22 protein-coding genes and 1 pseudogene are annotated in these 25,381 nt (G+C 67.6%); 14 read left to right on the forward strand and 9 right to left on the reverse strand.

Features of this window, described 5'->3' with window-relative positions:
* Positions 1–37: 37 nt before the first annotated feature.
* Both G3T14_RS05025 and G3T14_RS05030 read right to left on the reverse strand, forming a co-directional pair.
* On the reverse strand, positions 38–859 hold the full coding sequence (locus tag G3T14_RS05025) for a transglutaminase family protein (RefSeq protein WP_163640681.1): 822 nt from the start codon (positions 857–859) through the stop codon (positions 38–40).
* Positions 860–985: 126 nt separating this feature from the next.
* On the reverse strand, positions 986–1,870 hold the full coding sequence (locus tag G3T14_RS05030; protein WP_163640683.1) for a YihY/virulence factor BrkB family protein: 885 nt from the start codon (positions 1,868–1,870) through the stop codon (positions 986–988).
* 160 nt (positions 1,871–2,030) lie between these two features.
* Between G3T14_RS05030 and G3T14_RS05035 the strand changes: the two genes are divergently transcribed.
* Together G3T14_RS05035 and G3T14_RS05040 are read left to right on the forward strand one after the other, a co-directional pair.
* Positions 2,031–2,912 (forward strand): DMT family transporter, encoded by an 882-nt coding sequence (locus G3T14_RS05035; RefSeq protein ID WP_163640685.1) that lies wholly within the window; start codon positions 2,031–2,033, stop codon positions 2,910–2,912.
* Positions 2,913–3,105: 193 nt separating this feature from the next.
* Positions 3,106–4,788, forward strand: coding sequence for an acyl-CoA dehydrogenase family protein (locus G3T14_RS05040; RefSeq protein WP_163640687.1), 1,683 nt, complete (start codon positions 3,106–3,108; stop codon positions 4,786–4,788).
* A gap of 64 nt (positions 4,789–4,852) precedes the next feature.
* Here G3T14_RS05040 and G3T14_RS05045 read toward each other — a convergent pair whose 3' ends face one another.
* Positions 4,853–5,035, reverse strand: coding sequence for a hypothetical protein (locus G3T14_RS05045; RefSeq protein ID WP_163640689.1), 183 nt, complete (start codon positions 5,033–5,035; stop codon positions 4,853–4,855).
* 90 nt (positions 5,036–5,125) lie between these two features.
* Positions 5,126–6,400 (reverse strand): glycosyltransferase family 4 protein, encoded by a 1,275-nt coding sequence (locus G3T14_RS05050; RefSeq protein WP_163640691.1) that lies wholly within the window; start codon positions 6,398–6,400, stop codon positions 5,126–5,128.
* Between the two features lie 104 nt (positions 6,401–6,504).
* Here G3T14_RS05050 and G3T14_RS05055 point away from each other — a divergent pair, with 104 nt between their 5' ends.
* The 4 genes from G3T14_RS05055 to G3T14_RS05070 all read left to right on the forward strand — a co-directional run bounded on the left by G3T14_RS05055 (position 6,505) and on the right by G3T14_RS05070 (position 10,794).
* Complete coding sequence (locus G3T14_RS05055; protein WP_163640693.1) at positions 6,505–7,749, forward strand: glycosyltransferase family 4 protein; 1,245 nt, start codon at positions 6,505–6,507, stop codon at positions 7,747–7,749.
* A 159-nt stretch (positions 7,750–7,908) separates the two neighbouring features.
* Positions 7,909–8,271, forward strand: coding sequence for a phasin (locus tag G3T14_RS05060; protein WP_163640695.1), 363 nt, complete (start codon positions 7,909–7,911; stop codon positions 8,269–8,271).
* Between the two features lie 259 nt (positions 8,272–8,530).
* Positions 8,531–9,148 (forward strand): hypothetical protein, encoded by a 618-nt coding sequence (locus G3T14_RS05065; RefSeq protein ID WP_163640697.1) that lies wholly within the window; start codon positions 8,531–8,533, stop codon positions 9,146–9,148.
* A gap of 152 nt (positions 9,149–9,300) precedes the next feature.
* Positions 9,301–10,794: a Do family serine endopeptidase gene (locus G3T14_RS05070; RefSeq protein WP_163640699.1), complete on the forward strand. Its 1,494-nt coding sequence runs from the start codon at positions 9,301–9,303 to the stop codon at positions 10,792–10,794.
* Positions 10,795–11,025: 231 nt separating this feature from the next.
* Here G3T14_RS05070 and G3T14_RS25525 read toward each other — a convergent pair.
* Positions 11,026–11,538: pseudogene (locus G3T14_RS25525) on the reverse strand (hypothetical protein); the annotation flags it as partial.
* Here G3T14_RS25525 and G3T14_RS05080 point away from each other — a divergent pair.
* Positions 11,537–12,850 (forward strand): replication-associated recombination protein A, encoded by a 1,314-nt coding sequence (locus G3T14_RS05080; RefSeq protein WP_163640701.1) that lies wholly within the window; start codon positions 11,537–11,539, stop codon positions 12,848–12,850. The pseudogene G3T14_RS25525 and the gene G3T14_RS05080 sit on opposite strands and share 2 nt — an antisense overlap.
* A 34-nt stretch (positions 12,851–12,884) precedes the next feature.
* Here the strand turns inward: G3T14_RS05080 and G3T14_RS05085 are convergent, their stop codons facing one another.
* Positions 12,885–14,879 (reverse strand): EAL domain-containing protein, encoded by a 1,995-nt coding sequence (locus tag G3T14_RS05085; protein ID WP_246732926.1) that lies wholly within the window; start codon positions 14,877–14,879, stop codon positions 12,885–12,887.
* A gap of 668 nt (positions 14,880–15,547) precedes the next feature.
* Here G3T14_RS05085 and G3T14_RS05090 point away from each other — a divergent pair.
* From G3T14_RS05090 to G3T14_RS25365, 7 genes are all read left to right on the forward strand, one after another.
* A complete protein-coding gene (locus G3T14_RS05090) occupies positions 15,548–16,795 on the forward strand; it encodes an Hsp70 family protein (RefSeq protein ID WP_163640705.1) in 1,248 nt (415 codons plus the stop codon).
* Positions 16,796–16,867: 72 nt separating this feature from the next.
* Positions 16,868–18,310 (forward strand): RluA family pseudouridine synthase, encoded by a 1,443-nt coding sequence (locus G3T14_RS05095; protein ID WP_163640707.1) that lies wholly within the window; start codon positions 16,868–16,870, stop codon positions 18,308–18,310.
* A gap of 136 nt (positions 18,311–18,446) precedes the next feature.
* Positions 18,447–18,845, forward strand: coding sequence for a hypothetical protein (locus G3T14_RS05100; RefSeq protein ID WP_163640709.1), 399 nt, complete (start codon positions 18,447–18,449; stop codon positions 18,843–18,845).
* A gap of 19 nt (positions 18,846–18,864) precedes the next feature.
* Complete coding sequence (locus tag G3T14_RS05105) at positions 18,865–19,548, forward strand: HAD-IA family hydrolase (RefSeq protein ID WP_163640711.1); 684 nt, start codon at positions 18,865–18,867, stop codon at positions 19,546–19,548.
* Between the two features lie 49 nt (positions 19,549–19,597).
* A complete protein-coding gene (locus tag G3T14_RS05110) occupies positions 19,598–20,413 on the forward strand; it encodes an ATP12 family protein (protein WP_163640833.1) in 816 nt (271 codons plus the stop codon).
* A gap of 107 nt (positions 20,414–20,520) precedes the next feature.
* Positions 20,521–22,053: an acyl-CoA carboxylase subunit beta gene (locus G3T14_RS05115; protein WP_163640713.1), complete on the forward strand. Its 1,533-nt coding sequence runs from the start codon at positions 20,521–20,523 to the stop codon at positions 22,051–22,053.
* Between the two features lie 112 nt (positions 22,054–22,165).
* Entirely contained in the window at positions 22,166–22,294 is a 129-nt protein-coding gene (locus G3T14_RS25365) for a hypothetical protein (protein ID WP_281409788.1), read from the forward strand.
* Between the two features lie 75 nt (positions 22,295–22,369).
* Here G3T14_RS25365 and G3T14_RS05120 read toward each other — a convergent pair whose 3' ends face one another.
* From G3T14_RS05120 to G3T14_RS05130, 3 genes are all read right to left on the reverse strand, one after another.
* The gene (locus G3T14_RS05120; RefSeq protein WP_163640715.1) at positions 22,370–23,320 is read right to left on the reverse strand and encodes a metallophosphoesterase; all 951 of its coding nucleotides are present in this window, start codon (positions 23,318–23,320) and stop codon (positions 22,370–22,372) included.
* Positions 23,321–23,448: 128 nt separating this feature from the next.
* On the reverse strand, positions 23,449–23,697 hold the full coding sequence (locus G3T14_RS05125) for a hypothetical protein (protein ID WP_163640716.1): 249 nt from the start codon (positions 23,695–23,697) through the stop codon (positions 23,449–23,451).
* 287 nt (positions 23,698–23,984) lie between these two features.
* Entirely contained in the window at positions 23,985–25,376 is a 1,392-nt protein-coding gene (locus tag G3T14_RS05130) for an aminotransferase (protein WP_163640718.1), read from the reverse strand.
* Positions 25,377–25,381: the final 5 nt, after the last annotated feature.

A 25,381-nucleotide genomic window follows, 5' to 3' on the forward strand; every position in this document is an offset into this window, starting at 1 on the left:
CTGACCCTCCCCCTGTGGGGAGGGTTTGCCCGAGCGCTTAATCCTGATGCGGCAGAGACGCATCCTCGGCCCATACCCGGAACTTGGTCAGCCGGCTCGCGCCGAACGTGTGGGTCAGCGGCACGTCCGCCGCATCGCGACCGCGAGCGACGAGGATGCGGCCCCGGCGCGGCGCATTGTTACGCGGGTCGAACACGTGCCACGCCCCGCCGAGATAGACCTCGGTCCAGGCGGCGAAATCACCGGGCGCATGCGGCTCGGGCTCACCGATGAAGCTGAGATACCCGGTGCAGTAGCGGGTCGGGATGTTGAGCGCCCGGCAGAACGCCACGAACAGATGGGCATAGTCGCGGCACACGCCACGCCCGCCCGCCAGCGCGTCGGCGGCGGTGCGGTCGACATGGGAATAGCCATAACCGAACGTGATGTGGCCGTGGACGAAGTCGCACACCGCCTGCACACGCGCCCAGCCCGGCTCCAGATCTCCGAACCGGCTCCAGGCCTCGCTCGAGAGGAGATCCGACTCGCAGTAGCGGCTTGCCACCAGGAAGGGCAGGGCCTCCTCCGGCAGGTCTTCGACCGCATGCTCGATGGCGTCGGGCACCACCGGATCGAGGGAACCGTCATCGGGAGTCTCGGCATGGACGCTGAGGGTAACGAGGCCGGCGGGGGCGACGAACCGGACGGTGCGGTTGCCGAACACATCGCGAAACGTCTTCACCGGCACCGGCGGTTCGATCTGCAGAACGTCCGGCGGGACTGAGGCGAGGCCCTTGACCGGATAGGTATTGAGGCGGGCGATCAGCGGGGTCGGATGGGGAAAGTCGTAGCCCATCTCGCAACCGAACCTGATCCGCATCGCAACTCCCCCGGCCGGCCGCCGCGCCAACTGCGCGCCCTATGCCCGGCCCCAGCGGGACAGACTAGGCCGGCGAAGTCACACGCAGATGTCATCGCGATACCTGCGCGCAGATGAAGCGGCGACTCAGCGTGCGAGCGCCTTGGCCTGCCTGTCCTTCATCCGCGCCTGAAGCCGCACCCGCCGAGCTGCAATGACGGTGCCATTGATCTCGCCGCCGAACAGGAACATCGCCGCGAGCCAGTAGAGGAACACGAGGAAGACCATCACGGTGGCGAGGCCGCCATAGGTCGAGGCGTAGGCGTTCGAGAACCGGTCGAGGTAGTAGCCGAATCCGATGCCGGCGAGGAACCACAGCATCAGCGTCACGGCGATGCCGGGGATCACCGCGAGCAACGAACGCCGCCCCGTGGCGACGAACTTGTGGGCGATGACCAGCACGACGATCAGCAGGAACGCGGTGATCGCGATGCGCCCGATGGCGACAGTGAGGCTCAGGGGCTCAAGCCCCGGCGCCACGTTAATCACGTTGCGCCAGATCAAAGGCCCGAGCACGACGAGCAGGGCGAAAGCCAGCATCGCGAAGGCGCCGCAGACCACATAGGCGATGGATTCGAGGCGCGTGAGCCACCACGGCCGTCCCTCGCGCAAGCCGTAGGCGCGGTTGAGCCCGACCCTGAGACTCTCGACCCCCGACGACGAGAAATACAACGCCAGCACCGCACCGATGGTGAGTACGCCGCCGCGCTGCTCGGTGAGCACCCGGTGCATCTCGCCGACGATGGGCTTGGCGACCTCCCGCGGCCAGGCGTCGAAGATCAGCACACCGGCCTCGTCGGCGAGAGATTTCGTGCCGAACAGGCCGGCCAGGGCGGCGAGGAGGATCAGGAACGGAAACAAGGCGGTGAGGATCGACAACGCGATGTGGCTGGCGATGGCCCAGCCGTCATGCGCGACGAAGCGTTGCGCGGCGACACTCGCGATCTCGAATGGCTTGCTGAGGCGGCTCACGGTTTGCGGGGTTGTCCTCGAAATCTCCGAATCGGATGCCTTCTAAACGCGAGGCGACGGGAAGGTGCAACGGGCAACGGTGCCGGAGGGCGCCTGCATGGGCCGGTTCCGTCGAGGCGGGTTGTGTTCGGCGCCTCGGTGTGGTGCCTGCGCCACCGTCATGTCCAGCGACGCATCCCCCGGCCGCACCGTCATTCCCGCCGTCTTCGTCCTGATCTGGGCGACCGGGTTCGTGGCCGCGCGCTTCATGGCGCCCCACGCCGAGGCCCTGACCTTCGTCGCAATCCGGGTCGTCGGCGTGGCGCTGGTGCTGGCCGGCATCGCCTTCGCCCTGGGCGCACGCTGGCCGCGCACCCGCGCCGGCTGGGCCGACGCGCTCATCGCCGGAATCCTGATGCAGGGGGTCTACGTCATCGGCGTGTTCTGGTCGGTCCAGCATGGGCTGCCCGCCGGCATCGCCGCCCTCGTCGGTAGCCTGCAGCCGCTGCTGACCGCCATGCTGGCACGCCCGGTGCTCGGCGAACGGGTGAGCCCGCGGCGCTGGCTCGGCATCCTGATTGGCTTTGCGGGCGCGATCCTGGTGCTGGCACCGAAAGTCGGCGCCACCGATGCCTCCGGCATTCCCCCGGTCGCGCTCGCCGCCTGCCTCGGCGCCATGGTGGCGATGACCAGCGGCACGCTCTGGCAGAAGAGCCGCTCGGCCCAGGCCGACCTGCTCTCCAACGCCACGATCCAGTTCCTCGGCGCCGCGGCCTTGGCGATCCCGGTGGCGCTGCTGTTCGGAAGCGGACGCTTCGACGCGACGGTCCCCGCCTGGCTCGGACTCGGCTGGTCGGTCCTGGTCAATTCGGTGGCGGGGATCCTGCTACTCCTCGTCCTGATCCGGCGCGGCGCGGTGGCGGGCGTCGCCTCGCTGTTCTTCCTGGTGCCGCCGGTCTCGGCACTGATGGCCTACGCCTTGTTCGGCGAGGCGCTGGCGCCGATCCAGCTCGCCGGCATGGCGTTGGCCGCGGCGGGGGTCGCCGTCGCCAGCCGAGGTTGATATTTTTCTTTGATGCGGTCCTGAATAAAATTCGTCCCTGCGAGATCTTCGAAGGGAAAGCAGCTTTTCTTGGCCCGGTAATAATGAATGCAGGCGGGAGAGTGCCGCGCTGCGGCGAGACGCCTCTACAGCGCCGGCAAACCTGCCTATAATAGGCGCCAGCAGAGCCATTCGTTTTTGGAAAGAGCGCCTCATGTCCGCTTCCCCCGCCGTATCGGTCGAACCGCAGGATCTCCTCACCCTCGCTCGTGAGGCGGCCGAGGCAGCCAAGGGTCTCGTCGCCGAGGCGACCCGCCGGGTCCGCACCACGATTCTCTCCGAAGAGGGGAAGATCTCCGCCGAGAAGATGGAAGCCGAGCAGCACGCGACCCACGGCCTCGCCTGGATCGCCACCTACGCCGAGGGCGTGCGCGAACTCGGTGCCTATGCAACCCGGCTCACCGAGACCGGCGAGTTCGGCGAGACCGAGGCGCTGCTGGTGAAGATCGGCATCGGCGAATACCTCGACCAGATGTTCTCGGGCATTCCGATGAGCCAGGGCGAGATCGTGCGTCCCACCGGCTCGCTCGGTCTCTCCGCCCGCGAAGTGGCGAAGTTCCGGACCGATGCGGTCGAAACCCTGATCGCCGAGGGCAACACCGCCGAGAACCGCGCGGCTTTGGTGGCGCGCATCCGCGACAATGGCGGCTCGGCCACCATCGGCAAGTCCGGCCTCGACGAGGACATGGAGGCGATCCGCTCCGAGATGCGCCGCTTCGGCCTCGCCGAAGTCGTGCCGCACGCCCACGAGTGGCACACCCAGAACGCTTACATCCCGATGGAGATCGTCACGAAGATGGCCGAGCTCGGCGTCTTCGGGCTCACCATCCCGGAGGAATACGGCGGCATGGGCCTGCCCAAGATCTCCATGTGCGTGGTCTCGGAGGAGTTGTCGCGCGCCTATATCGGTGTCGGCTCGCTGGGCACTCGCTCAGAGATCGCCGCCGAGCTGATCCTGTGCGGCGGCACCGAGGAGCAGAAGCACCGCTTCCTGCCCGGCATCGCCTCCGGCGATACGCTGCCCACCGCCGTGTTCACCGAGCCGAATACCGGCTCGGATCTCGCCTCCTTGCGCACGAAGGCGGTCAGGGACGGGGATGTCTGGAAGATTACGGGCAACAAGACCTGGATCACTCATCCGGTCCGCGCCGACATCATGACCTGCCTCGTGCGCACCAAGCCGGAGGAGAAGGGGCATCGGGGCCTCTCGCTCCTCATCGCCGAGAAGCCGCGCGGCACCGATGAGGACCCGTTCCCCGTGGCCGGCCTGTCGGGCGGCGAGATCCACGTGCTCGGCTATCGCGGCATGAAGGAATACGAGCTCGCCTTCGACGGGTTCGAGGTGCCGGCCGCCAACCTGCTCGGCGAAGTTGAGGGCAAGGGCTTCGCCCAGCTGATGCAGACCTTCGAATCGGCCCGCATCCAGACTGCGGCCCGGGCCATCGGCGTGGCGCAGAACGCCCTCGACCTCGGTCTCCGCTACGCCGAGGACCGGGTGCAATTCGGCAAGGCGCTGATCAACTTCCCCCGCGTCGCCGACAAGATCGCCATGATGGCAGTGGAGATCAACATCGCCCGGCAGCTGACCTACTTCTCGGCCCGTGAGAAGGACGAAGGCAAGCGCTGCGATCTCGAGGCCGGTATGGCCAAACTGCTCGGCGCCCGCGTCGCCTGGGCCGCGGCCGACAACGCCCTGCAGATCCATGGCGGCAACGGCTTCGCGCTGGAATACGCGGTCAGCCGTGTGCTGTGCGACGCCCGCATCCTGTCGATCTTCGAGGGAGCGGCAGAGATCCAGGCGCAGGTCATCGCCCGCCGCCTGCTCGAAACCGCCTGACCGGCACTCAAATACAAAACGCCGGGGCGTCGCCGCCCCGGCGTTTCTCGTTGAAAAGCCGCCCTTACTTTGTGATCTTCACCGAAACCGGGTCGCTCGACGGAAAGGTCTCTTCCAGGGCCTCGTCGAGGCGTTCATCGAGTTCGGCCTGGCTGTTCTCGGGCCAGTTCTTGTCGGACGGCGTCACGCCGTCCTGTCGAAGGCCCGGCTTCGGATCGGTCTCGGGCTTCTCGGACTGCTCGCTCATCGTCTGGCTCCATGGCCGCATGGGGCGCCGTCATCCGGCGCCGATGACGACCAACGCAGCGCGATCACGGCCGATCCCTCGGAAGGCCGTTCAGGACAGGGCGGGGACCGCCGGTACCGGGCCTGTCCGGCGCCGCTTGGCGGCGCTGAGGGCCGTCTCGCGCAGCACCTGTTCGTAGACCTGGCCGATGCGGTCGAGGTGACTGTCGAGGCTCAAGGGGGCCGACCAGTAGCGGTCATAGGCCGTCCGGCCCATCCGCGCGGCGAGGTCGTCGTCCGTCATCCGGACGAGATGGGCCGCGAGCGCATCCGCATCGCCGGAGCGGAACCAGAAACCGGTCTCGCCGTCCTCCACCGCCTCGCGGCCCGCACAGGCGTCGCTGACGATCACCGGGGCGCCGCAGGCCAGCGCTTCGTAGACCGTGAGCGGCTGGCCTTCGTACCAGACGCTGGGGAACACGAGGGCGCGGGCCTGCCGCATCAGCGCCTGCACCCCGGCCTCGTCCTTCCACCCGAGCATCACCGCCTCCGGATAGCGCGCGGCGAGTTCGGCGGCACTCGGCCCGTCGCCGACGAAGACCGGCCGCACGCCGGCCCGCCGCGCCGCTTCGGCGAAGACCGGCGCGCCCTTCTCGGTGGAGATGCGGCCGACGAAGAGGAAATCGCCCGGGAGACCCTGTCGGGGCGGTGCCTTGGCCACCGAAATGGGATTGTCGACCCGGTGGAAGGTGGTGGCGGCGGGCAGGTGAGCGGCGACGACCTTTTCCTGCAACGCGCTGATCGTCACCACGTGCGGAAACAACTCTCGCATCCCGGCGACATGGTCGAGGGCGGCATGGCGCACCACGCGCAGCAGCTTGCGGGGATAGCTGCGCGCGTCGCAATTCGTCGTCAGGCAATCCAGGGACATCGGCGTGCGGTGGCAGATCTTGGCCGCCGGATATTCGTAAAAACCGCCATTCGGACAGACGAGGAAGAACTCGTGCATGGTGTAGAGCAGGGGTAGCCCCGAGGCCCGCAGGCTGACGCCGATGGAGGGCGACAGCGCCTTGGCGAAGGCGTGGACGTGCACCACCGTGTCGCGCGGGTCCAGACCACTCAGTTCGGCAGCGAGACGGCGGGCGGCGGTGCGGTTCCAGATCGCCTGGGCGGCGAAGGCGAACTTGTTGGTGGTGCTGGCGATATCGTCCTGCCCGAGGCAGACCACGCGGATGCCGGCGGCCTCCAGGCGCGGATCGGCCGGTCCGACGGCTGCGAAGACCGTGACCCTGTGGCCGCGGGCGGCAAAACCGAGCCCGGCATCGAGGGCCACCTTGGCCTGGCCTCCGTTGACGAAGGCATGGTCGACGACGAGGACGACATGCATGGCGAATCGGTCCCGGTCGCGGCGTGGCCTCGATCTTTACCGGTCGTTGCGTTGATCTCCGGTAAACCTCGGGGCCGATACGACCGCCGGAAGGGCCGGGCTCCATGCATATCGTCGTATTGGCCGAATTCGCGGTGGCGAGCGGGGGGGCGGAGAAGGTCGCGGTGGAATCCGCGCGGGGTCTCGCGAATGCCGGAATCGACGTCACCTACATTCAGGCCATCGATGGACCGGTGGATCCGCTCCTCGACCATCCCCGGATCACGCGAGTCTGCCTCGGCAATGCCGACATCTGGAGTCGACCTGCGCACCGCGCGGCTTTTGCCGGCATCTGGAACGCCGACGCCGCCCGACGCCTGGGCGCCGCTCTCGCCCGGCTGCCGACGCCCCCCGACCTCGTCCATCTCCACCAATGGACGCGCAGCCTGTCGCCGAGCGTCTTCGGCACGCTGTTCAAGCAGGGTGTCCCGGTGGTCGCGACGCTGCACGACTACTTCCTCGCCTGCCCGAACGGGGTCTATTACCGCTTCGATCAGGACGAACCCTGCACCCTCGCACCGCTCTCGGCGGCCTGCCTCGTCGCTCCGTGCGACGGCAAGAGCCGGCTGCACAAGCTCGTGCGCGTCGGCCGCACCGCCGCCCTGCGTGGGGCCTTGCGTGGCCGAGCCTTCGACGTGATCCATGTCAGCGACGCAAGCCGGACGCGCATGGGTGCGCTCCTCGGCGACCTCGCCCTGACCCATCACCGCGTCGACAATCCCGTGCGAGTGATGCGGGACGTGCCTGCCGACCCGGCGCGCGGCGACGCCATCGCGTATGTCGGCCGGCTTACGCGGGAGAAGGGCGCCGATCTCGTGGCGCAGGCCGCGGCGGCGGCGGGCCTGCCCGCCTTGTTCATCGGTGCCGGCCCGCTGGAGGCGGAGCTGCGCGCCTTTCCGAATGTCGAGGTCGTCGGATGGCAGGCGCCGGACGCGGTCTGGCGCACCTTGCGGACCCGGGCGCGGGCCATCGCCGCCCCGTCGCGCTGGTTCGAGACCGGGCCGCTCACGGTCTACGAGGCCTTGGCCTGCGGTCTTCCGGTCGTCGCCTCGACCCGTGCGGGAGCCGCCGAAAAGGTAGTGGACGGCGTCACCGGCTTCGCCGTAGCGCCGGAGGTCGACGCTTTCGCACATGCCTTCCGCCGGCTTGCCGACGACGATTGCGCCCGCAGCCTCGGCCTTGCCGCCCACGCCCGCTATTGGGCGGCTCCGATGACGGAATCGGCGCATGCCCAGGCGCTGATCCAAGTCTATGACGACATCCTAACCGCACGATCGCTAAGCAGCACCACCGGCATTGCTGCTGCCTGAGGGTGCATCCCCGGTGCGTCAAGGGACGGCTATGCACTTTCCTAGGGCACGCCTGCACTTTTCTTCCACACTCGCCTTGACCTTTATGTTGCATCGCAACATAAAGTCGTCCGGCGCGTCGATTCGTAGCGCATCGCAACAGTGGACAGAGAATCTCCCATGAGCGGCCAGAGCTTTGAGATCCCCACCGAAATGCGCGCTTTCGCCGAGAAGAGCGTCGACCAGGCCCGCAGCGCCGTCAGCACGCTGATCGGTTCGGCCATCAAGACCGCCGAGCAGATGCAGACGTCGTCGAAGTCGATGCAGGACTCGATGCAGACCGTCGTCGCCAAGAGCCTCGACAACGTCCAGGAGAATGCGAGCGCCACCTTCGACTTCGCCCAGAAGCTCGTCCGCACCCGCGACCTGAAGGAAGCCTTCGAGCTCCAGGCCGAATTCCTCAAGACCCAGATCGCCAGCCTCCAGACCCAGGCCAAGGATCTCGGCGCCGTCGCTCAGAGCGCCCTGCGCCCCAACGCCTGAAACTGAGACCAGCGGGCGGGAGAACGCTCCGCGGTCGCGCGGTCCGACAACCGGCGCGCGCTTGAAGTCATCGAGCGCCTGTGTCCATCCTGTCGGATCGCACCCACAACGCCGGCTGTAGGCCGGCGTTCGAAGATCGGGCCAACTCCGACAGGACTGGCCGGATCGGCAGAATGAGGTGATTGCCATGGTGAGACGGCGCAGAGTGCCGGCCGCGGGACAGCCCCGGGCAGAACGCGATCCGGAAGCGGCCAGAGTGGTGACGCCCACGCCCACGCCCCCGGCTTCCGCAGCGACCGACACGGACGCGGCGCTTCCCGTCGCGATCCACGAAGCCTCGGTCCACGACAGCCTCCTCGAGACCGTCTCGACCGAGGTGCTGCTTTCGCAGGACGACGGCGCCGCGGAAGCCTTGCCTGATACCGTGCCGGACTTGAACGCGATTTCCGAGCCGGCGCCCCTCATGGTCGAAGCGGCTGCCCCGGAGGCTGAGAACATGCCCGAGCCCACAGCCGCTACACTTCCGAGCCACGTCGCGAACGACGTTGAACCGACCGTCGTCGCGTCTGTCGAGGCGCTGCCGATCCCCATGGTGGTGCCGATGCGGCCCGCGCCGGTACCGCCGTTCCGGCGCCCCTCCGCTATCGATGCACTTAGCGAACTCTCGCAGACGAATGGCACAGTGGTGGCGTTCCTGCGCAACGAGGGCACCGCGACCCTGGCTCATTGGCGCTCGCTCGCCGCCGCGAAGACGCCGGCCGATGCGGTCCGCCTCCAGGTCGACGAGATGCAGCGGGCAGCGGATGCCTCGCTGACCTGCCTCAACACGCTGGCCCGGCGGGCGGGGCGCTTTGCCGGAATTCTGATCCCGCGCTGAAGCCGGCGCGCATCGGAGAGGTCGACGGCCCTCGCGCCGGACGGCGCACGCGTCTAGATATCCCGGATATTCGCGGCCCGATGCCTCCGCTCGCCACGCAAACGGCGATCGGAGGCATGCAGGCGCCGTAGTTGAAAACCCGGGAATCCTCGATGCCGCGCTCGCCCTTCCTGATCGTTTCGCCCCCCCTGGTGGTGTCGCTCCTGGCAGCGGCGCTCGCCGCGAATCCTGCCTGCGCGCAGATGGCGAAGACCCCGGAAAAGACACCAGACAGGGCATCGGAGACCGTGCTCGAGAAGGTCGTGCCGGGCGCCAAGGCCCAGGTGCAGTTGTCGTTCGCACCCGTGGTGAAGCGGGCCGCCCCATCGGTGGTGAATGTCTACGCCTCCCATGTCGATGCGCGGGGCACCACCCGCAACGCCATGGACGAATTCATGCGCCGCTTCTTCGGCGAGGATGGATCCGGCCGTGGCCGGGGCGGGGCGCCTGGAGAACGGGCACAGAAATCCCTCGGCTCGGGCGTCATCGTCGACGAATCCGGCCTCATCATTACCAACAACCACGTCATCGAAAACATGAACGAGGTCCGGGTCTCCTTGGCCGACCGGCGCGAGTTCGAGGCGACCATCGTGCTGCGCGATCCGCGCACCGATCTGGCGGTGGTGAAGATCAAGAGCCCGACCGGGGGCCTCGTGCCGATGCCGTTTGGCGATTCCGAAGCGCTGGAAGTCGGCGACTTCGTGATGGCGATCGGTAACCCGTTCGGCGTCGGCCAGACGGTGACGCAGGGCATCGTCTCGGCGCTCGCCCGCACCCAGGTCGGCTCGTCGGACTACCAGTTCTTCATCCAGACCGACGCCGCGATCAATCCGGGCAATTCCGGCGGCGCGCTGGTGGATCTCCGGGGCCACCTCGTCGGAATCAACACCGCGATCTATTCGCAATCGGGCGGCAGCCACGGCATCGGCTTCGCCATTCCGGCGAGCATGGTCCGCGCCGTGGTCGAGACCGCCAAGGGCGGGGCCACCTCGGTCCGCCGGCCGTGGCTCGGTGCCCGCGTCCAGAACGTGACGCCGGACATCGCCGAGAGCATGGGGCTCGACCATCCCACCGGCGTGCTGGTGGCGAGCTTGCAGCCCAAAAGCCCGGCCGAGGAAGCCGGCCTGAAGCGCGGCGACCTCATCCTCACCGTCGACGGCAAGATCGTCGACGACCCGGAAGCCTTCGGCTACCGCTTCGCCCTCAAGGGTCTGACCGGCTCCACCACGTTCGGCATCCTGCGCGGCACCAGCCGCTCGACGGTGGCGATCAAGCTCGGACCAGCTCCCGAGACCCGCCCGCGCGACACCCTGAAGGTGCGCACGCGCTCGCCGTTCACCGGCGCCACCTTGGTCAACACTTCCCCGGCGGTGGCCGAGGAACTGCAAGGCGAATTTCCGGCCGAAGGCGTCGCGGTCTCGGCCGTGGACGAGGGGTCCATCGCCGCCCGCGCCGGACTTCAGAAGGGCGATGTGATCGTCGCCATCAACGGCATGCCGATCGCGAGTACGAAGGATCTCGAGCGGATCACCCGCAACAGCCTGAGCATGTGGGAGGTCTCGATCAACCGCGGCGGTGCGGTGCTGACCTCGGTGTTCGGGGGGTAGACGCGCCAGCCGATCAGAACGGCCATACGCCGGATTTCGGCCGCCCGAGCCGATCGACGCCGATACCAGCGTGGCGATGCGCGCCTCGACCGTGCGGAGCCCGATCTGCGCCGGGTCGTCGTGCTCCGCGATCCAGTCACCGCCATTCAGCGTGTCGCGTGCGGACCGGCGACCGCCATAGACCGCCAGGAAGGTCCGGCCCCTGGTGGAGAGCCGACGGCGATCCCCCTGCCGATCGTATCCGGAATAGAGCCCTCGCGCGTCGGCCTGCCAGACCTCGACCCGCGCATCCCGGATCGGCGTACACGCACCGGCCTCGATCACCCGGAGGCGCAGGCCGAGCGGCTGTCCGGGCCGATCCTCGCGGATATCGGAACGGACGAGCGTGGGGTCGCGGTCGAACGGACCTTCCACCGTATGCGGCGTCAACGGGTAAGCGCCACCCGGGGCGGCGACTTCGAGAGACTCGGCGGTGGCTTTTGAAGCCTCGGCTGTGGCTTTGGAAGCCTCGGCGGCGGCCTGGCGCGGCCTGGATCCGATCGCACCGGAGAGGCCGAGCAAAGCGGCCCTGCGCGACAGGATGGCCAGAGACGTCATGACCTGATGTCGGTCCGGAATGGCGAACCGGCGCCGATAGGAGCTCCGTGTATCCCGAGGGTGGTTGCGCCTCGGCATCGATCTGTCAGGGGAGCAGGCGAATTTACGTATTGCGATGGCACGCCCCCCACGGCTTGATGCACCCATGTCCGATCTCTTCGCCTCCGCCGGTCTCCAGAACGCCGCGCCGCGCCCGCTCGCCGATCGTCTGCGCCCCAACACCCTCGCCGAGGTGGTGGGCCAGGAGCACCTGACCGGGCCGGACGGGGCGCTGACGCGCCTCCTGAATTCCAAATCCTTCGGGTCGCTGGTGTTCTGGGGGCCGCCGGGGACCGGCAAGACCACCGTGGCGCGGCTGCTTGCCCATGAGACCGATCTGCATTTCGAGCAGATCTCGGCGATCTTCTCCGGGATCGCCGAACTCAAGAAGGTGTTCGAGGCCGCGCGCCAACGCCGGACGATGGGGCAGGGGACGTTGCTCTTCGTCGACGAGATCCACCGGTTCAACCGCGCGCAGCTCGACGCCTTTCTGCCGGTGATGGAGGACGGGACGGTGACGCTGGTGGGTGCCACCACCGAGAACCCGTCCTTCGAGCTGAACGCGGCGCTGCTGTCGCGGGCCCGTGTCCTGCTGTTCCGGTCCCTCGACGATGCGGCGATCGCCAAGCTGCTGGCGCGCGCCGAGGACCTGACCGGCCGGCCGCTGCCCCTGGACGTGGAAGCGCGCGGCGTCCTCGTGCGCATGGCCGACGGCGATGGCCGCGCCTCGCTCACCCTGGCGGAGGAGGTGTGGCGATCGGCCAAGCGCGGCGAGATCTTCGACGCCGAAAAGCTGCAGGAGATCATCCAGCGCCGGGCGCCGATCTACGACAAGTCCCAGGAGGGCCACTACAATCTCATCAGCGCCCTGCACAAGACCGTGCGCGGCTCCGACCCGGACGCGGCGCTGTACTATCTCTGCCGGATGCTCGACGGCGGCGAGGACCGGTTGTTCATCGCCCGGCGCCTCGTCCGCATGGCCGTGGAGGATATCGGGCTCGCCGATCCTCAGGCTCTGGTGGTGGCCACCGCCGCCAAGGATGCGTTCGACTTCCTCGGCTCGCCGGAGGGTGAACTCGCGCTGGCGCAGGTCACGGTCTACCTCGCCTGCGCGCCGAAATCGAACGCGGTCTATTCCGCCTACAAGGCGGCGACCCGGGTCGCCAAGGAGCACGGTTCGTTGCCGCCGCCGCGCACCATCCTCAACGGCTCGACCAAGCTGATGCGCACGATCGGCTATGGCGAGGGCTACCGCTACGACCACGACGAGCCCGACGCGTTCTCGGGTCAGGATTACTGGCCGGAGAAGCTCGGCCGCCAGCACTTCTACACCCCCACCGACAGGGGGATGGAGCAGCGCTACACCGATCGCCTCGCCCATTGGGAGGACCTGCGCCGGCAGCGCCGCGCGGAGACGTAGCGCTGCGTCTCGGTCCGGTTCGCCGTCCAATCCGTCACGACGCGAGGGGGAGGATCTCCAAGGCCCGGCGGTTCAGCGCGGCGATGGCCGCGACATCGCGCTCGGACGGCATCGGGCGGCCGAGCAGGTAGCCCTGACCCTCGGTGCAGCCTTCGGCTTTCACGAGATCGAAATGCGCCTGCGTCTCGACCCCCTCCGCCACGGTGGTGACGCCGATGCGCCGGCCGAGATCGGCGACGACGCCGACGATGGCCGCGCAATCGGGGCGCTGCACGGCATCCTGGACGAAAGACCCGTCGATCTTGATCTTGTCGAAGGGGAAGGAGCGCAGATGGGCGAGCGACGAAAACCTCGTTCCGAAATCGTCGAGCGCGACGCGAACCCCGAGATCCCTGACGCGCCGCAGATCGCTGAGGCAATCGAGTTCGTCGTTCAGCAACGCGCTCTCGGTGATCTCGATCTCGAGCCGGCTCGGCTCCAGGCCCACGCGCACCAACGCGGCGAGAACGTTGGTCGCCAGGGTTCCCTTGCCGAGCTGCTTGGCGGAGACATTGACGGCGACGCGGGCGCCGTCGTCCCAGGACGCGGCATCCTCACAGGCGCGATTGAGAACCCAGATGCCGAGGTCCTCGATCAGACCGCTCTCCTCGGCGACCGGGATGAATTCCTGAGGCGAGATCCACCCCCGAACGTGATGGTGCCAGCGGATCAGGCCCTCGCGCGCGGTGATCCGGCCGGTCTCGATGTCGATGATCGGCTGGTAGAACAGGAACAGGCTATCCAGTTCCATCAGGGCGGTGCGCAGCTTGATTTCGAGGCGCACACGCTCATGCAGACGGGTCTCGAGGTCGGGCGTGAAAAGCCGGAAGGTCTTCTTGCCGGCGGCCTTGGCGGCATAGAGCGCCATGTCGGCCCGGGACAGCAGGGTCTCCGAGTCCAGGCCGTGCTCCGGCGTCACGGCGATGCCGATCGAGGCGCCGATCTCGAGCCGCCGGTCGGCCTCGATCTGGTAGGGCGCGACGATCTCCAGGATCAGGGCTTCGGCGCGTTGCGTCGCCTCCACCCTGCCGCCGCCCGAGATCAAAATCGCGAATTCGTCGCCCCCGAGGCGACCGACCATCACGCCCGGTTGCGCGTAGCGCGCCCGCACGCGATCCGCGACCCGACTCAGGAGCGTATCCCCAACGAGGTGACCGTTGGAATCGTTCACGAATTTGAAGCCGTCGAGATCGATGAACAGCAGGCCGAGCTGGGGCGCGGGTTGGGACAGGCAGGCATTGAGATGCTCCCGGAAGGTGTTCCGGTTCGCGAGGCCCGTCAGCGTATCGTAATGGGCGAGCTGCTGGATCCGGGCCTCGGCCGCGACCTGCTTCGTGATGACCGACCAGGTCAGCATCGGACCGAGATAGGTTCCGTCCGTCCCGGTGACCGCCGAGATCTGGAGGTCGAGCATTTCGGGTCCGAGCTTGATCCTGGCGTGATGCGGAAGATTGGTCGGATCGGACAACAAGCGGCGCTGATGCTCGGGCGCGAGGTGGAAGACGTCGATCGAGGCCCCCAGCAGTTCCGACGGCTCGATCGGTAAAAGTCCCTCGATCTGCTCGATCGTGCGCATCGAGGTCTCGTTCAGGCAGGTGATGGCGAAGGTGACGGGGTCCACCGTCATCACCGCCACCGGCATGTTGTCGATCATGCGGAGCAGGCGATACTCCTCCTGCTTCTTGGCGACCTCGGCGGTGGCGATGGCCCAGACCAGTAGAGCGCGGCTAACGCGACCGGTCGAGTCGGGCAGGGGGTGGATGTGGAGATCGAGCCATTCCGTGCCGAAGCAGATCCGCGCCTTGTGCGGCAGCCGCGCGGCGTCGGACAGCAACGTGCGCTGGTGGAGCGGATTCTCGTGAAAGACATCGATCGATGTCCCGACGATGCTGCGCGGATCGAAGCCCAGCGTTTCACGGATCGATTGCAGCAGGTCGATGGAGCAGGGATTGGCATAGTCGATCTCGAACGTATCGAGATTGCAGGTCATCGCTCCCACCGGAAGCGCGTCGAACATCCGCGCGAAGGAAAGCGGCTCGAGCGGCCGAGCAATACCGGGGGGGCGCCTTTGCCAGGGCCGGGCAACCAGACATCGAAATGACCCCAACTCAAACGGCACAGACAATCGGATCGGCGTTCATCTTCGCGCGGCGGCGGAGCCCTCATGAAAATCGCGTTGCGCGACGCGAATGCATCGATCTCTGCATCCCGTCATCTCTCATCGATCATGGAATGATACCGTAAAAATGCTGTTAAATCAGAATATAGATGCCAGTAAAACAAATATAATTTGAATTTAATATTGGATAAATACCAATCAGAAAATCTTTGCGATTTCAGTATCATTTAGAACCATCATTTCGACCGCGCGCCAGACGACCGCTCGCTCCCGTCAACATCAATCACGCCACCCTGCCGCAGCCGCTCTATGGATCCTTGGGCGCGATAGCGTCGAGGAGCCGAGATCTTTGATGGCGTCTGGCAAATCAGTACCGAGTCACGCTCCCGCCCTGGGAAATCTTGGTGATGGCCGAATACGCCGGTGCGCGGTGGCAGGTCGGGAAAGAGGTCGCACCGCGTCGCCGTCGATGGACCCGGCGGGATTGAGGCTGTAGGGGAGCCGGCCCAAGCATTCAGCATCTGCGCCGGAGACCTAAGATGGCGGCCTGCGGCCTCGATTTCGGTACCTCGAACACCACCCTCGGCCTCGTCACCGGGCAGCGGCCGCGCCTCGTGCCCCTCGAAGGCCGCCACCTCACGATTCCGAGCGCGATCTTCTTCCCCCCCGGCCAGCCGGCCTTCGTCGGCCGTGCCGCCATGACAGAGTACGTCGAGGGCACGCCGGGCCGGCTGATGCGCAGCCTCAAATCGGTGCTTGGTTCGTCGCTGCTGGAAGAGACCACGCCGGTGGGCCGCGAGCGCATCAAGTTCCGGGACGTCATCGGCCGCTACCTCGCCGCCGTGAAGGCACGGGCGGAGACGGAGACCGGTCAGGCGATCGACACCGTGGTGCATGGCCGCCCGGTCCACTTCGTCGACGGCGACGAGGCCGGCGATATCCGCGCCGAGGATGCGCTGCGCGACATCGCCAACGGCATCGGCTTCAAACACGTCTCGTTCCAGTTCGAGCCCATCGCAGCCGCCCTCGATTACGAGCAGCAGGTCGAGCGGGAGGAGGTCGCGCTCATCGCCGACATCGGCGGTGGTACCTCCGACTTCTCGATCGTGCGGCTGTCGCCCGAGCGCCACGCCAAGACCGAACGCGCCGAGGACATCCTGGCCAATGACGGCGTGCGCATCGGCGGCACCGACTTCGACCGGCGCCTCAGCCTCGGCACGGTGATGCCGCTGCTCGGCTTAGGCAGCCCGATGAGCCGGGGCGACCTCGACGTGCCCAACGCCTATTTCCACGACCTCGCCACGTGGTCGAGCATCAACCGGCTCTACAACCCCAAGACCCTGCGCGAGATCGAGGAGGTCCGCCGCGACGCGCGCCGGCCCGACCTGATCGACCGGCTCTACACCGTTGTGGAAGCCGAACGCGGACACTCGCTGGCGATGGAAGTCGAGAGCGCCAAGATCGCCACCTCGGACGAGGGCCACGGCAGCATCGGCCTCGACTGGGTCGAGCGCGGGCTCTCGGCCGATATCGACCGGAACGGCCTCGTCACGCACACCAACGAGCTCGCCCGGCGCATCGCCGAACGGATCGGCCGCTGCCTGGCTCAGGCCGGACTGAGCGCGGACCGGATCGACGCCCTGTTCCTCACCGGCGGCTCCACCGGTCTGCCGCATGTGCGGGCCTCCCTCACCGCCGCCCTGCCCAACGCGCGGGTGGTGGATGGCGACACGTTCGGCTCGGTCGGCACCGGCCTGACCATCGAGGCGGCCCGGCGCGCGGCTTGATGTCCTGTCGGCCGACCGGGCCTTGCGCTGGGCGCGCTATGCCGCGGCGGGCGCTGGTGTTACGAGCAGGCCATGACCACACGACCACCTTCACGCGGCGGCTCCGGACGCAAGAGCTCAGGCGCCGGAGCGGGCAAGGGCTCGGGGCGCGGCCCCGGCCCCGCCGGCAAGAGCCCGTTCGGGGCTAAAAGTCCCTTCGGCGCCAAGCGCCCGTTCCGCACCAGCAAAGGTCCCGAGCGCGAGCGCGTGGGCCCACGCAGCAGCGCCCTCGACGCCGCCCAGCGGGCGGCCGCCATGCGCGGCGAGGCCGACAAGCGCGCACCCTGGCGCCCCGGCGATGCGCCGGAATCCGACACCGAATCGGACGCTGCGCCGTCGCGGGTCCGTACGCCGCGCGCCGCGGCCCCCGATACGGCCCGACCCAGCCCCCGTGCCACCGCGCGGACCGAGGCGCCGGCCGCACCTGTGGAAGGCCCAACCCGACGCGAGCAGCGCGCGGCCGCCTCCGCCACCCTGGCGTCTGGCGTCCAGACCCTCGTCGTGGAGGAGGACGAGGCCGAGATGCGGATCGACCGCTTTCTCACCACGCGCTTTCCGCAACTGCCCTTCACCCGTGTCCAGAGCATCGTCCGCAAGGGCGAGTTGCGGGTCGATGGCAAGCGCGCCAAGCCCAACGACCGGCTCTTGCCCGGCATGAGCGTGCGGGTACCCCCGCTCAAGCTCGATCCGACGGCCGAGCGTCCGCGCAGCCCCCAGCGCGATGCCACCGACGCGGATTACCTCCGTTCGCTGATCCTCTACGAGGACGCGGAGATGATGGTGCTCAACAAGCCCTTCGGCCTCGCGGTCCAGGGGGGCTCGGGCACCGTGCGCCACGTCGACGGCCTGCTCGAGGCGCTCACCGGTGCCGACGGTCAGAAGCCGCGTCTGGTCCATCGCCTCGACAAGGACACGGCCGGCTGCCTCATCGTCGCCAAGACCCGTCTTGCCGCGGCGACCCTGTCGAAGAGCTTCCGCTCGCGCTCGGCCCGCAAGGTCTACTGGGCGCTGACCGCGGGCGTGCCGCGCGTGCACCAGGGCAGGATCTCGACCTACCTCGCCAAGGACGAGCCCACCGACGCCGATGCGCGGATGCGGGTGGTCAAGCACGGCGACGAGGGAGCGGCCCACGCGCTCACCTATTACGCCATGGTCGACAACGCCGCCCAGAAGGTGTCGTGGCTGTCGCTGAAGCCGGTGACCGGGCGGACGCACCAGCTGCGCGCGCATGCCGCGCATATCGGCCACCCCATCGTCGGCGACCCGAAATACTTCAGTATCGAGAACTGGGAATTGCCGGGCGGCATCCAGAACCGCCTGCATCTCCTGGCCCGCCGAATCGTGATCCCGCATCCGCGCACTGGCAAGCCGGTGGACGTGACGGCACCGCTACCGCCGCATATGGCCCAAAGCTGGAACCTGCTGGGTTTCGACGCCACGCGCTACGATCCCATCGTCGAGGCCCCCGAAGCCTGACAATCGGCGGGATGAGGCGCACACTTGTGACCGGCCACACCTTGGCAATCGACAGCCAAGCCTTATCCTTCCACAGACACGGCGCGATCGCTCCGGCCCGGATCCACACGCAGAAATGCAAGCGAGAGTCACGACCATGAAGCCGGTGATTGTGGCGTGTAGTGCGCTTCTCGGCCTTTCTGTCCTGACGGGCGGTCCGGCGCACAGAGCCCTGGCCCAGACGGCTCCGGTCGCGCCCCAGGTGGCGCCATCTTCAGCTCCAGCGGCCGCCGCCCCGACAGTTCCTGCCGCGACGCGGCCGCCGGCGTCGGTGCCGGTTCCGCAGGCGCCGCCATCGAAGCTGCGCGGACCGCCGCCGCCGAAAGCCGGTGAGCGTCGACGCCCGACCTACGCGAGCTGCAACCGGGTGGCGCATCAGCGCAACCTCCATGGCGGAGCACGGCGTCGGTTCCTGATTCGGTGCAAGCTCGGCTACGACCGGCCGCGCGCAGCGCAGCCCGCTCAGCCCCAGTCGGCTCCGGCGCGCCAGCCGTGACGGTTCGGTGCCGCCGCCCGTGAAGCTCTTCGTCTTCGACGTCGACGGTACCCTCGTCGACAGCCAGCACCTCATCGTGGCGGCGCAGGGCGTGGCCTTCGCCGAGCATGGGATTGCCGCGCCCAGCCGAACGGAATCGCTGTCCGTGGTCGGCCTGTCGCTGCCGCAGGCGTTCAAGCGGCTCGTCGGCGAGGATGGCCCGGTGGAGGGCCTGTCGGAGAGCTACAAGCGCGCGTTCAACGTCCTGCGCCTCGATCCGAGCTACGAAGAGCCGCTGTTTCCCGGCATGGGCGACCTGCTTGCGCGGCTCCACCTCCGCGACGACGTCCGGCTCGGCATCGCCACCGGCAAGGCCCGGCGCGGTGTCGATCGCCTGATCGAGACCCACGGCTGGCAGGGCTGGTTCGCCACCACCCAGACGGCCGATGACGCGCCCTCGAAGCCGGACCCGGCCATGCTGCTGCAGGCGATGGCCGAAGCCGATGCGAGACCCGACGCCACGGTGATGATCGGGGACACCACCTACGACATGGCCATGGCGGTGAGTGCCGGAGCGGCGGCGGTGGGCGTCGGCTGGGGCTACCATCCGGCGGGCGCCCTGTTCGGGGCCGGGGCGGTGACGGTGGTCGACGACGCCAAGGCGCTGGCCGACCTGTTCACCGGCGCCCTGCGGACCGGAGCCGACGGGATCGCACCGGTCTGATACCGCACGCCGTCTCGCAGGCGGCACGCCGATGCGCTATCTGACGGCCATGAGCGACACCTCCAATCCCGACTGGCTCGGCGGCCCGTCCGTCGAACCCGCCGCCTCTCCGAACCCCGCACCGCCGGACCCGACGAAATCGGCGCGTGGTCCCGGCCGGCCGGCACTGCCGAAACGCTTCTATGCCGCGGCCGGGTCCGCGGAGACGGATGGACAGTTCCGTTTGACCCTCGACGGTCGCGTAGCCAACACGCCCGCCCGCAATCCGCTGGTTCTTCCCACCGAAGCTCTGGCGCAGGCGGTGGCGGCGGAATGGGAGGCGCAGGTCGCCGTCATCGATCCGCATACGATGCCGCTGACGCGCCTCGCCAACACGGCCATCGACGGTGTGGCGCCGCGGCGCGACGCCGTGATCGACGATCTGTCGGCCTATGCCGGCACCGATCTCCTCGCCTATCGCGCCGGAGATCCGGAACGCCTGATCGCGAGCCAGGCCGCCGCCTGGGACCCGGTGCTCGATTGGGCGCGAGACGCCCTCGACGCCCGCTTCATCCTCGGCGAAGGCGTGATGCACGTCACCCAGCCCGAAGCGACGGTGGCCGCCCTGCGTCGCGCCCTCGCACAGACGGACGGACCGTTCCGACTGGCCGCCCTCCACACCATGACGACGCTCACCGGCTCGCTGCTGCTAGCGTTGGCCGTGCTGCACGACCACCTCACACCGGAGCAGGCCTGGGAGGCCGCGCATGTCGACGAGGCCTATCAGGCGAGTGTCTGGGGCACGGATGCCGAAGCGGAGATTCGCCACGCCCTGCGCAAGGGCGAATTCGCGGCCGCGGCGCGGCTGGCCGCGCTCGCCGGTTAAATCCATTTTCGCAGAAACTTGCTCGTGCTAAAGGCCGTTCAAACCGTGACCGTCAAGGTTCCACCGGCACGGGCATCGTCGTCTCTCCAGCCGAAGGCCATTCCCGCATGAAGGACATTCTCGAACGGCTTGAGGAGCGGCGCGCGCAGGCCCGTCTCGGCGGCGGTGAGAACCGCGTCGTGGCCCAGCACAAGCGCGGCAAGCTGACCGCACGCGAGCGCATCGACCTCCTCCTCGACCACGGGTCGTTCGAAGAGTTCGACATGTTCGTGCAGCACCGCTCCACCGATTTCGGGATGGAGAAGCAGAAGATCCCCGGCGACGGCGTGGTCACCGGCTGGGGTACGGTCAACGGCCGCACGGTCTTCCTGTTCTCGAAGGACTTCACGGTCTTCGGCGGGTCGCTCTCCGAGGCGCACGCCGCCAAGATCATCAAGGTGCAGGACATGGCGCTCAAGATGCGCGCCCCGATCATCGGCATCTTCGACGCCGGCGGTGCCCGTATTCAGGAAGGCGTCGCCGCCCTCGGCGGCTACGGCGAGGTGTTCAAGCGCAACGTCGCCGCCTCGGGCGTCATCCCTCAGATTTCCGTCATCATGGGTCCGTGCGCGGGTGGCGACGTCTACTCGCCGGCCATGACCGACTTCATCTTCATGGTGCGCGACACGAGCTACATGTTCGTCACCGGTCCCGACGTGGTGAAGACCGTCACCAACGAGGTCGTGACCGCGGAAGAACTCGGTGGCGCCAAGGTCCACACCACCAAGTCGTCCATCGCCGATGGCGCGTTCGAGAATGACGTTGAGGCGCTCCTGCAGATCCGTCGCCTGATCGACTTCCTGCCGGCCAACAACATCGACGGCGTTCCGGAGATCGAGAGCTTCGACGATCCGCTGCGCCTCGACATGAGCCTCGACACGCTGATCCCGGACAACCCGAACAAGCCCTACGACATGGGCGAGTTGATCCGCCGGGTGGCCGACGAGGGCGATTTCTTCGAGATCCAGGCGACCTACGCCCGCAACATCATGACCGGCTTCGGCCGGATCGAGGGCCGCACCGTCGGGTTCGTCGCCAATCAGCCGATGGTGCTGGCCGGCGTTCTCGACTCCGATGCATCGCGCAAGGCCGCCCGCTTCGTCCGCTTCTGCGACGCCTTCTCGATTCCGATCGTGACCTTCGTCGACGTCCCCGGCTTCCTGCCCGGCACCGCGCAGGAATACGGCGGCCTGATCAAGCACGGCGCGAAACTGCTGTTCGCCTACAGCCAAGCGACGGTGCCGCTGGTGACGATCATCACGCGAAAGGCCTTCGGCGGCGCCTACGACGTGATGGCCTCGAAGCATGTCGGCGCGGACCTCAACTACGCCTGGCCCACCGCGCAGATCGCCGTGATGGGCGCCAAGGGCGCGGTGGAGATCATCTTCCGCAGCGAGATCGGCGACACCGACAAGATCGCAGCGCGGACCTCCGAGTATGAGGACCGCTTCCTGTCGCCGTTCGTGGCGGCCGAGCGTGGCTACATCGACGAGGTGATCATGCCCCATTCCACCCGCAAGCGCATCGCGCGGGCGCTGGGCATGCTGCGCACCAAGGAGATGGAGCAGCCCTGGAAGAAGCACGACAACATTCCGCTCTGAGGCGGGACCCCGCCGGGAAAGTCCGACGGCGCTGTCGGGCTTTTTCCGAACTTTCCATGCGGCCGATTCTCAAAGGCATGCCATGATCGTCCCGGACAGTAAGGAGACGGTCATGGCTACCGAAAACAAACGTGGCAGTCGCGAGGCCAAGAAGCCGAAAAAGCCCGTGGTCAAGACCATCGCGGCAGCGGCTTCGAACAAGGATATGGTCAGCGCAGCAGTGAAGAACGCCAAGAAATAGGTCGATCCGACCAACGAGCCGGTCCGGCAGCGGTACGACGCCAGCGTCGGCCGCAGGATCGGCTCGTGCCGGACATCAGCCGTGGCGCGGGTTGGCGCCCTGGACGGTCCGGCCGACAGCATCCGCCTCCTGTCCGAGTTCCAGCAGCACGATCTCGGGCGGAACTCCGAGGCGAACCGGAATGCGGCTGACGCCGAAACCACCCGAGATGATCATGTTGCGGCCCTTCAGGCGGACATGACCATACGCGAAGGTGTTGCCGCGCTTGGACGGGATGACCGGGGAATAGCCGAACAGGCGAATCTGACCGCCATGGGTATGGCCCGCCAACGTCAGTGAGACGCGATCCGGCACCTCCAGAAACAGGTCCGGCTCATGGATCATCAGGAGAACCGGCGCCGCGTCGGTGACCTGGGCCAGAGTGCCGGGAAGATCGTCGAAGCCGCCCCCGATGCCCTGAATGGTGAACGGCTCCTGATCGCCGACGCCGGCGATCCAGAACGGCTGCCCATCCTTGACCAGCCGCAGCGCCTTGTTCTCCATTACGGGGATCCCGCGCGCCTCGAGGGCGCGCTGCGCCTCCACCGGGCCCTTGCGCAAGGCCTGCGCCCGCTCATCGTCCCACCAATCATGATTGCCAAGGATCGCGTGAACGCCGAGCGGCGCCCGCAGGCCCTCGACCACGCGGGCGAACTCGATGAGCGGCACCTTGCGGAAAGTGACGCGCGGACCGCCGGGGTAATCGCCCAGCATCAGGATCAGATCGGGCTTCAGCGCGTTCGTCGCATCGACGATTTCAGCGATCCGATCGAGCGGCATGAACGGCTCGCCCACATGGAAGTCGGCGAGCACCGCCACCCGCAACGACAGACCCGGGGTCCAATTCGGCAGGACGGGCGCATAGCGCGTGACCACGAGGCGATAGAGCGGTTCGATCCCGAATCCGTACACACCGGTCGCAGCGCCGACGGCGGCGAGACTGCCGGCCCCGGCCAGGAACTGCCGTCGACTCGGCAGGATCAACATCGGCGACGCCCTCGATCGCTGGAAACCAGTCTCCCTCTCGACGCCAATGGTGACGAATTGAGGACGGCGCCCACCGCCCTCAAGCGGTAGACGCCATCTCTTTAGAAACGCCTACTGCAGCGCAGCAATCAGCCCAACGGCGTATCTTCATGCGGGAAGCGCACCGAAATTCGGGCGTTGCGCGCCTCGCGCGTCGCGGTCTTGGCAGTCGCGGCGCTGCGTACGGCGGCGGCGAGGGCCGGCAGCGCCACCGGACGATAGGTCTCGGCATCGCGGTCGGGCACGATCGAACGACGATCCGACAGGGAGGTGGCGGCGTTCCGGGTCTGCTCGGGGGAGTACATCGAACGGGTGTCCTGCTGCGCTCTGGAAATCACCCCGGATCCTGACGTCCGGGCCGTGACCACGCGCGTCTCCCGGGCACCTGACGGCTCGACCCCGGACGAACGTTGAGCGGCTACCGACCCATAAGGCTTCCCCCAAGATGAATGGAACCTTAAGGCTCGGACCTTCCGCAGAACTCCCCCTGCGACCAGTCATAGCGGCGAGGAAATTTAGCAACATTCAAGGATAAATCCGCCCGCACTGCAAAACGGGGTGCGGCACTGCACATCTGTTCTTGCTGCAGTGCCGCTACCGGCGGCCTCATACCCGGGGGGCGGCCTCATACCCGGGCGGCGGCCTGCAGACCCTCGGTGGCGATCCAGGCCTCGGTCCGGTCGAGCGCCCGCGTCAGGCGGTCGAACAGGGTGTCGATCTCGTCGCGGCTGATGACCAGCGGTGGACACACGGCGACGCGGTCCCCGGAGAGGAAGCGCACGATCAGCCCCTCGGCCTGCGCGAAGGCGACGCAACGCGCGGCGATTCCGGCCTTAGGCTCGTATTGGCGCTTCGACGCCTTGTCGGCGACGATCTCGATACCGCCGATGAGCCCGAGTCCGCGCGCTTCGCCCACGAGCGGGTGATCGGCCAAGGCCGACAGCCGCGCCTGGAAATGCGGTGCCTTCTCGGCGACACCTTCGATGATGCGGTCGCGCTTGTAGATTGCGATGGTCTTGATCGCGACGGCGCAGGCGACCGGGTGACCGGAATAGGTCGTGCCATGGCCGAAGGTGCCGAGCTTGGCGCTTTGCTGCACCATCAGGCGGTAGAGCGGTTCATCCACGGTGACGCCGCCGAGCGGGAGGTAGCCCGAGGTGACCGCCTTGGCGAAGGACAGGCTGTCGGGGCGCATGCCCATCGCCTCCGAACCGAACCAGGTCCCGAGCCGCCCGAACCCGCAGATCACCTCGTCGGCGATGAAGCGGACGTCGTGGATTGCGAGCACCGCCTGGATTTTTTCGTAGTAGCCCGTGGGCGGCACGATGGCCCCGCCGGCGCCCAGTACCGGCTCGGCGACGAAGGCCGCCACGGTTTCCGGTCCTTCGCGCTGGATCAGAGCATCGAGTTCGGCGGCGAGCCGCGTGGTGAACGCGTCCTCGGTCTCGCCGGTTTCGGCGTAGCGGTAATGGTGCGGGCAGCCGGTGTGGAGAAAGCCCGGCAGGGGCAGGTCCCAGTCGGCATGGTTGGCCGGCAGCCCGGTCATCGAGGCGCTGGCCACGGTCACCCCGTGATAGCCCTTGATATGGGAGATGATCTTTTTCTTCTTCGGCCGGCCCAGTGCGTTGTTCATGTACCAGGTGAGCTTGACCTGGGTGTCGTTGGATTCCGAACCCGAAGAGGTGAAGAACACCTTCGAGGTCGGGATCGGCATCAGCTCCTTGAGCGTCTCGGCGAGCTCGATCGCCGGATCGTGACTGCGCCCCGAGAACAGGTGGGTGAACGGCAGCCGGGCCATCTGCTCGCTGGCCGCCTCCACCAATTCCTCGTTCGAATACCCGAGCGCTGTGCACCACAGGCCGGCCATGCCCTCGAGATAGGGCCGGCCATCGGTATCGTAGACCCAGACCCCGTGCCCGCGCTCCAGAATCAGAGGCCCGGTCTCGCGAAACGTCGCGAGGTTGGTATAGGGGTGGATGAGGGTTTCAACGTCGCGGGTCGCGAGGTTCGAGAGCATTCTTT

Source organism: Methylobacterium sp. BTF04 (assembly GCF_010692745.1).
GTDB lineage: Bacteria > Pseudomonadota > Alphaproteobacteria > Rhizobiales > Beijerinckiaceae > Methylobacterium.